We start from the raw sequence: 12721 nt of genomic DNA on the forward strand, positions 1-12721 counted from the left end.
TGATTTGACACAAGGTGAAAAAATTCAAGTTGTAGACGGCGTATTACAAACACCAAACAATCCAGTGATTCCATTTATTGAAGGAGACGGCACAGGTCCAGATATTTGGCGTGCATCCAAGCGCGTATTGGACGAAGCTGTGAAAAAAGCATACAACGGTGAAAAAGCAATTGCTTGGAAAGAAGTTTTGGCTGGTGAAAAGGCATTTAATGAAACCGGCGAATGGTTGCCACAAGCGACTTTAGATACGATTGATGAATTTCTCATTGCAATCAAAGGACCACTGACAACACCAATCGGCGGTGGCATTCGTTCACTTAACGTGGCGTTACGCCAAGAATTAGATTTATACGTTTGCTTGCGTCCAGTTCGCTATTTCACGGGTGTGCCTTCTCCTGTGAAGCGCCCAGAAGATACGGATATGGTGATTTTCCGTGAGAACACAGAAGATATTTACGCAGGAATCGAGTTCAAAGAAGGTAGCGAAGAAGCGAAGAAATTAATCGACTTCCTAAAAACAGAATTTGGCGTAAATAAAATCCGTTTTCCAGAAACATCAGGAATCGGTGTGAAACCTGTTTCTAAAGAAGGAACAGAACGCTTGGTCCGCGCGGCAATTGCGTATGCGATTAAAGAAAATCGTAAATCCGTGACGCTTGTGCATAAAGGCAACATTATGAAATTCACAGAAGGCGCATTTAAAACATGGGGCTACGAGCTTGCAGAACGCGAATTTGGCGATCAAGTATTCACTTGGGCGGAATATGACCGTATTGTGGAAGCAGAAGGCGCAGATGCGGCGAACGCGAAACAAGATGCGGCCGTAGCTGCTGGGAAAATCCTTATCAAAGATTCTATCGCAGACATTTTCTTACAACAAATTTTGACACGTCCTGCAGAATTTGATGTTGTCGCGACGATGAACTTGAACGGCGATTATATTTCTGATGCACTAGCTGCTCAAGTCGGCGGTATCGGTATTGCGCCAGGCGCGAACATCAACTACCAAACAGGTCATGCCATTTTTGAAGCAACACATGGTACAGCACCAAAATATGCGAACCTAGACAAAGTAAACCCATCCTCCGTCATTCTTTCTGGTACATTATTGCTAGAACATATTGGCTGGGGCGAGGCTGCAGAGCTTATTATCAAATCCATGGAAAAAACAATCGCCGACAAAACGGTCACATACGACTTTGCTCGTTTGATGGACGGTGCAACAGAAGTAAAATGTTCTGAATTTGCCGATGCGCTAATTCGTAATTTCTAAAAAGCAAAAACCGTGTTTTCGTTCCTACGAGACACGGTTTTTATTTGTGCAAAGGCCTTTCGAAGTACGGGCGAATTCCAAGTAACTATGGTAAAATAGACATAATGAGCGCAAAATTTGGAGGAGGAATCCCTATGAATAAATTAGTATTAATCGATGGAAACAGTATCGCGAATCGTGCCTTTTATGCTTTGCCACTTTTAAGTAATGATAAAGGTGTGTACACGAATGCGGTATATGGTTTTGCGATGATGTTAATGAACGTCTTAGAAAGAGAACAACCAGATCATGTATTAGTCGCTTTTGATGCGGGAAAAACGACTTTTAGACACAGTCAATATAAAGAATATAAAGGCGGTCGCCAAAAAACACCGAGCGAGCTATCCGAACAATTCCCATTCATTCGTGAACTTTTAGATGCGTATTCCATTCCACGTTATGAACTTGTGAATTACGAAGCCGATGATATTATTGGCACGCTAACAAAAGAAGCTGAAAAAGCGGATTTAGAAGTCGTTGTTATTACCGGAGACCGGGATTTAACACAACTCGCGAGTCCCAAAACCACCGTTTTTATTACTAAAAAAGGTATTACTGACATGGAAGAAAACACACCGGCGAGTCTCAAAGAAAAATATGACTTAACTCCCGAGCAAATCATTGATATGAAAGGCTTGATGGGCGATTCATCGGATAATATTCCCGGCATTCCAGGCGTTGGTGAGAAAACAGCATTGAAACTATTACATCAATTTGGCACAGTGGAAGAAGTCTTAGCGAATGCGGACCAAATATCAGGCAAGAAACTCCAAGAAAAAGTACAAGACAACAAAGAATCAGCCATCATGAGTAAAGAATTAGCAACAATCAACACCGATTCACCACTAGAAATCAAGATTACTGACACAAAATATAACGGCTACGATACCGAAAAAGTCATTCCACTACTGAAAGAACTCGGTTTTGCGACACTGTTAAAGAATTTGCAAGGCGATGTTGCTGAAACTGACAAAACACTGGAAAATATTCCATTCGAAATCGTGCAAGAGATTACAGACGCACATTTTGAGGATACAATGGCACTCTACGTAGAATTAGACAACGATAATTACCATACGGCGCCATTCATCGGCATCGCGATTCAGTCCAAAAAAGGCGTCTACTTTGCCAACGAAGAAGCTGTAAAACAATCACCGGCCTTCCAGACATGGCTAGAAGACGAATCAAAAGAAAAAACCGTCTATGACGCCAAAAAAACAATTGTCGGCCTATCGAAATTCGATATTGCCGTTGCAGGAATAACATTCGACATCATGCTTGCCTCCTACTTACTAAACCCGTCAGATACCATCGATGACTTCGCAAGTGTGGCCATTAGTCATGATTATGACGCGGTGAACACAGACGAATCCATTTACGGAAAAGGCGCTAAACGAGCTATCCCAGCCGAAGAAATCGTCGCAGAACATCTTGCCAGAAAAGTAACCGCAGTCGCAGAACTCGAAAAGAAAATGCGAAACTGAATTAGAAAATAACGAGCAATTAGCACTTTTTGAAGACCTAGAATTACCGTTATCCAAAGTCCTTGCGAAAATGGAAATGTACGGCGTAAAAGTCGATATTGCACGTTTAGAAGATATGAAAGTAGAACTGGCAGGCCGCTTGAGTGAACTTGAGAAAACCATTCACGAATATGCCGGCTCCGAATTCAACATCAACTCGCCGAAACAGTTAGGCGTTATCCTTTTTGAAAACCTAGGATTACCAGCAGAAAAGAAAACGAAGACAGGCTATTCCACATCCGCCGACGTCTTAGAAAAGCTTTCAGGCGCGCATCCAATTATCGAGAGCATCTTAATGTACCGCCAGTTGGGCAAACTACAATCTACCTACATCGAAGGCTTGCTAAAAGTAACACATCAAGACACGCAAAAAGTCTACACACGATTTAACCAAACCTTAGCGCAAACAGGTCGTTTAAGCTCTGTAGACCCGAACTTGCAAAACATACCAATTCGCCTAGAAGAAGGTCGCAAAATCCGTCAAGTATTCGTTCCATCCGAAGCCGGTTGGAAAATCTTTTCCGCGGATTATTCGCAAGTTGAGCTTCGCGTTTTAGCCCATATTTCCGGTGACGAGAACTTGCAATACGCCTTCCAGCATGATTATGATATTCATACAAAAACGGCAATGGATGTTTTTCATGTGGAGCAAGAAGAAGTCGATTCTCTCATGCGCCGCCAAGCTAAAGCTGTGAACTTTGGAATCGTGTATGGCATCAGTGATTACGGCTTATCGCAGAATCTGGGTATCACCCGCAAAGACGCGCGCGATTTTATCGATCGATATTTCGTCAGTTATCCTGCTGTGAAAGAATACATGGAAGAAATTGTTCGCTCTGCCAAGGAGAAAGGCTATGTGGAAACAATTTTGCATCGCCGTCGTTACATCCCTGAAATTACAAGCCGCAACTTTAATGTGCGTGGTTTTGCAGAACGGACAGCAATGAACACGCCAATCCAAGGTAGCGCCGCCGATATCATTAAGAAAGCGATGATTCTAATGAGCGACCGCCTTATTGAAGAGAAGCTTGAAGCACGCCTTTTATTGCAAGTACACGATGAATTAATTTTTGAAGCACCAGAAGATGAAATTGCAAAACTCGAAGAAATCGTACCAGATGTCATGGAAAACGCCGTTAAACTCGCGGTTCCACTAAAAGTCGATAGTGCATTTGGCGATACGTGGTACGACGCTAAATAACAGAAGCAAGGAGTTAAAAACATGCCTGAATTACCAGAAGTAGAAAACGTTCGCGCAACGTTAGCAGAACTCGTCGTTGGTAAAAAAATCGATTGCGTTTCTGTCGGTGTTCCCAAAATGATTGTAGGAATGCCAGCCGAAGCTTTCATAGATAACATGATAGACCAACAAATTGAAGCCGTACGCCGTCGCGGTAAATTCTTACTCATCGATACGACAGACGGCACGCTATTATCGCATCTACGAATGGAAGGAAAGTACCGTCTAAACAACGCAAGCGACCCTGTAGACAAGCATACCCACGTCATTTTCCATTTCACAGATGACACCGAACTGCGCTACCTCGACGTCCGCAAATTCGGTACGATGGAGCTTGTTCCAAAACACCAAGAAGACACAACGAAATCGATTCAAAAATTAGGACCCGAACCACTTTCTGCGAATTTTGAAAAGAAATCATTCGGCACAAAACTTCAAAAATCCGGACGCGCCGTCAAAACGGTATTATTGGATCAAAGCTTAGTAGCAGGCATCGGCAACATTTATGCGGATGAAATATGCTTTCAAGCGAAAGTCTTGCCAGAACGACCGGCGAACACGTTAAAACCAGCCGAAATCACAAGACTTTACGATAGCACAAAAGCCATTATGACCGAAGCCGTCGCACTTGGCGGCTCCACTATCCGAACATACGTTAACTCACAAGGAAAAATTGGCGGTTACCAAGAGAAACTCCAAGTATACGGCGAAAAAGGAAATCCATGCCCACGATGCGGCACACAGATTGTAAAAATAAAACTAAACGGCAGGGGCACGCATTTTTGCCCGAAATGTCAAAAGTAGGTGGAAATCCATATGACAACAATTATAGGTCTCACAGGCGGTATTGCAAGCGGCAAGAGTACGGTTAGTAAAATGCTACAAAGAGCAGGCTACCCAGTCGTGGATGCTGACATAGCTGCCCGTGAAGTTGTCAAAAAAGATAGTCTTGGCGCACAACAAATCAAAGAAGCATTTGGCTCGGGAGTTTTTCAAGCAGACGGGGAGTTAGATCGATCCAAATTAGGCAATATTATTTTCCATGATGCCGAGAAGCGAGAGAAATTAAATGCCATTGTACACCCGTTAGTGAAACAGTGGATGCTTGCCGAGCAAGAACAGCATATGGCGAATGGCGCCAAAACAATTATTTTAGACATCCCACTACTATTTGAAAGTCATTTAGAAGATATGGTTCAGCAAATTGTTGTTGTGTCTGTAGACGAAAACACCCAGATATCCCGCTTAATGGAACGTAACAAACTAACAAAAACCGATGCCCAAGCACGTATGGCAAGCCAAATGCCCCTACATGAGAAAGTAAGACGCGCTGATGTCGTTATTGATAACGCAGGCAGTTTAGCAGAAACAGAGCAACAAGTAGAAGCACTCATGCAAACTTTTGAAAGTAGAAGCTAGTGAGGTAGTCGTGGTATACTAAGAAAAAGACGAACAAGGAGTGGATGAAAATGAGATGCCCATCTTGTAAAGGCAACGGCTCACGTGTTGTCGATTCGCGACCAGCAGATGATGGCAATTCCATTCGACGACGCAGAGAATGCGAAACATGTGGCTTTCGCTTTACAACTTTTGAAAAGGTAGAAGAAAGTCCATTAATCGTCGTGAAAAAAGATGGCGCGCGCGAAGAATTTGCCAGAGATAAAATATTGCGAGGGCTTATTCGAGCTTGTGAAAAACGACCAGTTTCTGTCGAACAATTGGAAGGCGTTGTTAATGAAGTGGAACGTGAACTGCGCAGCATTGGAGAAAGTGAAGTGTCCTCGCATTTAATTGGTGAGAAATTAATGGATAAATTAGCAACATTAGACGAAGTTGCTTATGTTCGTTTTGCCTCCGTGTACCGCCAGTTTAGGGATATTAGTGTTTTTGTAGAAGAACTCAAAGAATTAATGGATCGTACGAAAAACGACTAGAAAGGTGAGAAAACGTGGCAGAATTTTGGATGGAATTACAGCCAGTAGATAGTTATCAAGTCAAAGCAAGCGGTATGCTGTCTCCGAACGACCGCAATATCTTGACATTTTTGTACCAGCCGTTGATGGGCGCAGAATGCTTGGCGCTATATGACACGCTGACAACAGAAGTCGAAGAAAATCGCCTTTGGTCGGAGAGTCATAGTCATACACAGTTGCTAAATCTGCTCGGAATTAGTCTGTCTAACTTGTTTCAAGCACGTTTGAAGCTGGAGGGGCTAGGCTTGCTGCGAAGCTTTGTTCGCACAAACGGTGAGTCCCGCCACTACATATATGAAATCGCGGCACCACTTTCACCAGAACAATTTTTCTCCGACGGCCTGCTAAACATTTATTTATATAGCAAAATTGGGAACGCGCAATATCAACGCTTACGCCGTTTTTTCTCTGATGCACCGCGCGAAGAAATTGGCTTTGATGAAGTGACGCGATCATTTCAAGATGTTTTTGAGACATTTAACGGTAGTGAATTACCAGTAAGCGCTCCAGAAATTGGTGAACCTGTTGGGCGTGCCACATCGCAAGGCATTTCTTTGGATGATAAAAGCTTTGATTTCTCGGTCATGTTGCAAAGTTTATCGCCGACGATGTTATCCCGACAAGCAATAAACGAGGAAGTACGCGCTTGTATTTTGAAATTGCATGCGATTTATGCGATAACTGAGCTTGATATGGTGCATTATTTATATCGCTCCGTTCAATCTGATGGTTCACTAGACTTGGATTACTTACGAAAAATCGTTCGCGATGGCTATCAGTTACAGCATCAACGCTTGCCAGAACTTAAAGTAAGAACCAAGAAACCCATGGCAAACAAAGAGCAACCACGCGTATCAAGACCTGAAGACACCGCTGATATCGAAGCGCTTCAGGCATATCTCGACACCATTACTCCCTATCAATTATTAGTCGATATAAGCGATGGTGCTGTTCCCGCTGAAACCGATTTAAAAACGGTCGATGAAGTTATGACACAGCAAAACTTACCAATCCCAGTCATGAATGTCCTCATCGAATATGTCTTACTCCGCCTAGATGGCAAAATCGCCAAAAATTTCATGATGACTATTGCTGCTCATTGGAAACGCAAGAAAATTCAAACCGCAAAAGAGGCCATGGAACTTGCTTGGGCAGAACATGAAAAATACAAGAAACTCCAAGAAGAAGGCACAAAAGCAACCCCTGCAAACAATCGCAAATTTAATAAAACAGGCAGAAAAGAAGTATTACCAGACTGGTTTGATAAAGAAGAAGTGGCTCCCGCACAGCAAGCGATGACAACGCGCGAGAAATCAACGCTCGACAAACAAGTAGCCGAAATGAAGAGACGACTAAAAGAAGGTAGGTGATACGTATGGATAAAATCGAACGAACATTAGGACAATTATTCCAAGGCCGCGACTTTGAAAAACAATATGAGGCGCTAAAACAACAAGTTTTCGCCTATGAGCCAGTCAAAGCATTTTTACAAGAAAATCAGTCCGATTTAAATGAACAAATCATCAACCAAAACCTATCCAAACTATATGAATTCATGACAGAACATCAAAAATATCGAGACAAACAAGACACCTTAATGCCTGGCTATGCGCCAAGGCTTAGCCTGGATGGGGAATACATCACCGTCACATATTATCCAACAGAAGAAAAAATCCAAGCAGACCGCCAGCGTGCCGTCGAAAAACGAATCCGTTCGCTATATATGCCAAAACAAATTATGGAAGCAACATTGGACGATTTCACAATCGATAACGAATCGCGTAGCGCCGCCTTTTTATCAGCCGGCGAATTCCTAAGCACATACCAACAAGGCACAACAGGCATGCAAAAAGGGCTATATATTCACGGTAGTTTCGGTACGGGGAAATCATTCTTACTTGGTGCCATTGCAAAAGATTTAGCGTTAAAAGGGATCTCTTCCACATTGGTTTACTTACCAGAATTCATGCGTGAAATCAAGCAGTCGATTGCAGATAACAGTGTCGGCGAGAAAATCCAATTTGCTAAAGAAACAGATATTTTGATGTTAGACGATATCGGTGCAGAATCGATGACAACATGGACCCGCGATGAGGTACTTGGCGCGATTTTGCAATTTAGAATGCAAGAAGAACTCCCGACATTCTTTTCTTCTAATTACAGTATGGAACAACTAGAAAGCCACTTGATGTTCTCCAATAACGGAAATGAAGAACGAATGAAAGCACGTCGAATCATGGAGCGAATTCGCTATCTGGCAACAGAAGTAGAATTGGACGGCAGAAATCGACGCTATTAATTTTTTTAGTAGAAAAGCTTGCCATTTCACAAAATCCGTTTTATAATACTAGTAATGATGAAACAAGTATTGATAAGGACAACATTTTATTCGAGTCTGATTCACAGAGAAGGAGGCATTGCTGCGAACCTCCCAATTAGCCAATAAAGTGACCCCCTTTGAACTTTCCATTCGAAATTTGAGTAGTATGGAACGGAACACACCGTTATATGTGACAAGAGTAGAACTTTTTTATCGTTCTTAAATCTTGGGTGGAACCACGTGTTGAAAGACTCGTCCTTGCATAAGCTTGGGATGGGTCTTTTTTTGTTCCGGAGCCGTAAAGTCCGCGTTTCGTCAAAAAATTGAAGAAGGAGTCGAAAAAAATGAAAATTACATTTCCCGATGGTGCAGTAAAAGAATTTGAGGTCGGCGTCTCAACAGCAGATATTGCAGCATCCATCAGTCCCGGTCTCAAGAAAAAAGCGTTAGCAGGTAAAGTAAACGGAACGCTGGTAGACCTAGTGACACCAATTCAAGAAGACGCAAAAATCGAAATTGTGACTCCCGACCATGAAGACGCATTACAGATTTTGCGACATAGTTCGGCGCATTTACTAGCCCAAGCGCTAAAACGCCTATATCCGGACATCACTTTTGGCGTTGGACCAGCCATCGATTCAGGTTTCTACTATGACGTGGATACAGAAGTAGCCATCAGTGAAGAAACATTCCCAGCCATCGAAAAAGAAATGCAAAAAATTATCCGCGAAAACTTACCAATCACTCGGGAAGAAGTATCGCGCGAAGAAGCTATCAAACGATTCAAAGCTATCGGTGACAACTACAAACTAGAACTAATCGAAGCAATTCCAGCCGATGAAACAGTAACCATCTACACACAAGGCGAGTTTTTTGATTTATGTCGTGGTATTCACGTACCCTCGACAGGCAAAATTCAAGTCTTCCAATTGCTAAGCGTTGCCGGAGCTTATTGGCGTGGTGATAGTAATAACAAGATGTTACAACGCATTTACGGCACTGCATTTTTTGACAAACAAGGCTTGAAAGAATTTTTACGTTTGCAGCAAGAAGCGAAAGAACGCGATCACCGTAAATTAGGTAAAGAACTAGAACTATTTACAAACAGTCAAGAAGTAGGGCAAGGCTTGCCACTGTGGCTACCAAAAGGCGCAACAATCCGCCGCGTTATCGAGCGCTACATCGTGGATAAAGAAGAACGCTTAGGCTATAGCCACGTCTACACACCAATTATGGCGAACGTAGAACTTTACAAAACAAGCGGTCACTGGGATCACTATCACGAAGACATGTTCCCAACTATGAAAATGGATAACGAAGAACTAGTCTTGCGTCCAATGAATTGCCCGCACCACATGATGATTTATAAAAATGACATTCACAGCTATCGTGAATTACCAATCCGTATCGCGGAACTTGGCATGATGCACCGTTATGAAATGAGTGGCGCACTATCTGGCCTGCAGCGCGTTCGTGGCATGACGCTAAACGATGCACATGTATTCGTTCGTCCAGACCAAATCCAAGACGAGTTCAAACGTGTAGTAGAGCTAATCTTAGCAGTATACAAAGATTTCGATATTACCGACTATAGCTTCCGTCTGAGTTACCGTGATCCAGAAAACACAGAGAAATATTTCGATGATGATGCGATGTGGGAAAAAGCACAAGGTATGCTAAAAGATGCCATGGACGACATGGGCTTAGAATACTACGAAGCTGACGGTGAAGCAGCCTTCTACGGACCAAAACTAGACGTTATGGTAAAAACAGCAATCGGCAAAGACGAAACATTGTCTACTGTCCAACTTGACTTCCTATTACCAGAACGTTTCGACCTAACTTATATCGGCGAAGATGGCGAGAAACATCGTCCAGTCGTTATCCACCGCGGTGTCGTATCTACAATGGAACGCTTCGTTGCTTACTTGATTGAAGAATACAAAGGTGCATTCCCAACATGGCTTGCCCCAGTACAAATGGAAATCATCCCAGTTAGCATTGACGCTCATTTAGAGCACAGTAAAGCCCTGCAAGATAAGCTAGTATACGCTGGTTTCCGCACAGAAATCGACGAACGCAATGAAAAATTAGGATATAAAATTCGTGAAGCGCAAACGAAGAAAATCCCATATGCACTCGTAATTGGCGATCAAGAGGTAGAAAACAACACAGTAAACGTACGTAAATACGGCGAAAAAGACTCAGAAACATTACCATTAGACGAATTCATCGCTCGCGTACAAGTAGAAGTCTCCCAATTATAAGTAAAGAAGAAAGGTTCTCCCATTCACGGAGAGCCTTTTTGCTTAATTTGGCTAATTCCGTTATACTTAAAAAAGAATTATTTTAAATAAAGGTGGACAATAATGAATATAAATAATGTAGAACTTGTGATTAGCGCTGTTTGGAAAGAACAGTATCCAGAAGGTGATTTACCAGAATTTGCACTCGCTGGCCGTTCGAACGTTGGGAAGTCATCATTTATCAACACAATGATTCGCCGCAAGAGTATGGCACGTATCTCACAAAAGCCCGGCAAAACGCAAACATTGAACTTTTACAAAATCGAGGATTCCTTTTATTTTGTAGACGTTCCCGGTTACGGTTTTGCAAAAGTCTCGAAGAAAGAACGCGAGAAGTGGGGCGAAATGATTGAGACATACATGACAAGCCGTACCCAACTAAAGGCAGTCATTCAAATTGTTGATTTGCGTCATAAACCAACAGAAGACGACTGCACCATGTATGAATTCTTGAAATACTACCAAATTCCAGTTATCGTTATTGCAACGAAAGCCGACAAAATCCCACGAAGCAAATGGCACAAAAACATGAAAGTTGTCAAAGAAACACTCGATTTTGATCCAGAAGACGGATTTGTCATGTTCTCATCCGAAACAAAGATGGGCAAAGAAGAAGCATGGGAACTTATCGAAAAAGCAATGCAGTAACCAGCCAGAATTCACAAGCGAACAAGTTGGAACCACTCTAAAAAAGTGATAAAATGAACGTTGCATTCAATAAACAAGGAGGCATCTTAATGTACATTCTCTCTGTAGGGTTAAACCATACGAGCGCACCAATTGAAATTAGAGAACGGCTTGCTTTCCACACCGAAGAAGAGGAAATGGCATTAGTTTCCTTGCATCAAGAAAAAAGCATTTTAGAAAACGTTATTATCTCAACCTGTAATCGAACGGAAATATTTGCGGTTGTAGACCAGCTTCATACCGGACGTTACTATATCAAACGATTTTTAGCTAATTGGTTCCAAATGGACATGCAATTATTGGAGCCTTATTTGCTATTTTTTGAAGAAGAAGTGGCCGTAAAACACATTTATCGCGTAACGAGTGGGCTAGATTCTCTTATTATTGGGGAGACACAGATTCTAGGCCAAGTAAAAGATGCTTTTTTAAGTGCGCAAGCCATTGGCACAACAGGAACAATTCTAAATCAGCTTCTCCGTGACGCTATCCATTTCGCAAAAAACATGCATCATACAACCAAAATTAATGAAAATGCGGTTTCCATTAGCTACGCAGCAGTGGAAGTAATCAAGAAAATACATGCCGACATTTCCGATAAGAAAACAGTTGTCATCGGTGCTGGAAAAATGGGCACTCTGGCTATTCAAAATATGACTGGCGCTAAAATAACAGATATCACGCTTGTAAACCGTACAAATCAGCGTGCCAAAGAAGCAGCACAACAGCTTGGCATTCAGTGGCGTTCCAATAAAGAACTAGCTGCAGAAATCCAAGAAGCAGAGATTATTATCACATCAACCTCAGCTACAGCACCGATTATTTCGAAAGAAGCTATTACGAATATCATGGCGACGCGTGAGAAATCGCTAACCCTTGTTGATATCGCTCTACCACGTAATATTGAAGCATCATGTGCAGACGTTCCCAATGTAACATTGTTTGATATTGACGATCTTGGTGATGTTATCCAAGAAAATACGGAGCAACGTCAAGCACTAGTTGCAGAAATTGAGCAGCAACTGGATTTGGCTTGCGCGCAATTTTTTGAATGGGAAAAACAACTAGGCGTGGTGCCAATCATTAAAGGATTACGCCAAAATGCGCTAGAAATCCAAGCTGAAACCATGGTGAGTTTGACAAATAAACTACCAAATCTATCGGACCGCGAACAAGTCATCATTGGCAAACACATGAAGAGCATCATTAATCAGTTATTGAAACAGCCTATCTCCGAACTAAAGGAAATGGCCACAAACGAAGATGCCGCATACCAAATTGAACTGTTCCAAAAAATATTTCATTTAAAAAAATAATGAGGAAGAAATAACACCTCAAATATCGACAGAAAAAGTTGGTGAAA

9 protein-coding genes, 1 pseudogene and 1 other annotated feature are annotated in these 12721 nt (G+C 42.2%); all 10 genes and pseudogenes read left to right on the forward strand.

Annotated features, from left to right (window positions below):
- Nucleotides 1–4: 4 nt before the first annotated feature.
- The 10 genes and pseudogenes from icd to hemA all read left to right on the forward strand — a co-directional run bounded on the left by icd (nucleotide 5) and on the right by hemA (nucleotide 12674).
- Nucleotides 5–1273, forward strand: coding sequence for an NADP-dependent isocitrate dehydrogenase (icd, locus tag PRIP_RS10280; protein WP_036101106.1), 1269 nt, complete (start codon nucleotides 5–7; stop codon nucleotides 1271–1273).
- A 134-nt stretch (nucleotides 1274–1407) separates the two neighbouring features.
- Nucleotides 1408–4036 (forward strand): annotated as a pseudogene (polA, locus tag PRIP_RS16330) (DNA polymerase I).
- A 21-nt stretch (nucleotides 4037–4057) separates the two neighbouring features.
- Entirely contained in the window at nucleotides 4058–4879 is an 822-nt protein-coding gene (mutM, locus tag PRIP_RS10295) for a DNA-formamidopyrimidine glycosylase (protein WP_036101109.1), read from the forward strand.
- 12 nt (nucleotides 4880–4891) lie between these two features.
- Nucleotides 4892–5494 carry a dephospho-CoA kinase gene (gene coaE, locus PRIP_RS10300; RefSeq protein ID WP_036101110.1) on the forward strand — a complete coding sequence of 201 codons (603 nt, stop codon included), beginning with the start codon at nucleotides 4892–4894 and terminating at the stop codon, nucleotides 5492–5494.
- A 50-nt stretch (nucleotides 5495–5544) separates the two neighbouring features.
- The gene (nrdR, locus tag PRIP_RS10305) at nucleotides 5545–6009 is read left to right on the forward strand and encodes a transcriptional regulator NrdR (protein WP_036101111.1); all 465 of its coding nucleotides are present in this window, start codon (nucleotides 5545–5547) and stop codon (nucleotides 6007–6009) included.
- A gap of 14 nt (nucleotides 6010–6023) precedes the next feature.
- Nucleotides 6024–7418: a replication initiation and membrane attachment family protein gene (locus PRIP_RS10310; protein ID WP_036101112.1), complete on the forward strand. Its 1395-nt coding sequence runs from the start codon at nucleotides 6024–6026 to the stop codon at nucleotides 7416–7418.
- Nucleotides 7419–7423: 5 nt separating this feature from the next.
- The gene (gene dnaI / locus PRIP_RS10315; RefSeq protein ID WP_036101113.1) at nucleotides 7424–8347 is read left to right on the forward strand and encodes a primosomal protein DnaI; all 924 of its coding nucleotides are present in this window, start codon (nucleotides 7424–7426) and stop codon (nucleotides 8345–8347) included.
- Between the two features lie 60 nt (nucleotides 8348–8407).
- Nucleotides 8408–8631, forward strand: a binding site (T-box leader).
- 81 nt (nucleotides 8632–8712) lie between these two features.
- Nucleotides 8713–10635, forward strand: a complete 1923-nt coding sequence (gene thrS / locus PRIP_RS10320; RefSeq protein WP_036101114.1) for a threonine--tRNA ligase — start codon at nucleotides 8713–8715, stop codon at nucleotides 10633–10635.
- A 102-nt stretch (nucleotides 10636–10737) separates the two neighbouring features.
- Nucleotides 10738–11322: a ribosome biogenesis GTP-binding protein YihA/YsxC gene (yihA, locus tag PRIP_RS10325; protein WP_036087825.1), complete on the forward strand. Its 585-nt coding sequence runs from the start codon at nucleotides 10738–10740 to the stop codon at nucleotides 11320–11322.
- 89 nt (nucleotides 11323–11411) lie between these two features.
- Nucleotides 11412–12674, forward strand: coding sequence for a glutamyl-tRNA reductase (gene hemA, locus PRIP_RS10330; protein WP_036101147.1), 1263 nt, complete (start codon nucleotides 11412–11414; stop codon nucleotides 12672–12674).
- The last annotated feature ends 47 nt before the right edge of the window (nucleotides 12675–12721 follow it).

The organism is Paenilisteria riparia FSL S10-1204 (assembly GCF_000525995.1).
Taxonomy (GTDB): domain Bacteria; phylum Bacillota; class Bacilli; order Lactobacillales; family Listeriaceae; genus Listeria_A; species Listeria_A riparia.

Bases quoted from the DNA above. Each gene is read 5' to 3' on its own strand.
- coaE (WP_036101110.1), top strand. From the start codon at position 4,892: ATGACAACAATTATAGGTCTCACAGGCGGTATTGCAAGCGGCAAGAGT.
- yihA (WP_036087825.1), top strand. From the start codon at position 10,738: ATGAATATAAATAATGTAGAACTTGTGATTAGCGCTGTTTGGAAAGAA.
- thrS (WP_036101114.1), top strand. From the start codon at position 8,713: ATGAAAATTACATTTCCCGATGGTGCAGTAAAAGAATTTGAGGTCGGC.
- hemA (WP_036101147.1), top strand. From the start codon at position 11,412: ATGTACATTCTCTCTGTAGGGTTAAACCATACGAGCGCACCAATTGAA.
- dnaI (WP_036101113.1), top strand. From the start codon at position 7,424: ATGGATAAAATCGAACGAACATTAGGACAATTATTCCAAGGCCGCGAC.
- nrdR (WP_036101111.1), top strand. From the start codon at position 5,545: ATGAGATGCCCATCTTGTAAAGGCAACGGCTCACGTGTTGTCGATTCG.
- mutM (WP_036101109.1), top strand. From the start codon at position 4,058: ATGCCTGAATTACCAGAAGTAGAAAACGTTCGCGCAACGTTAGCAGAA.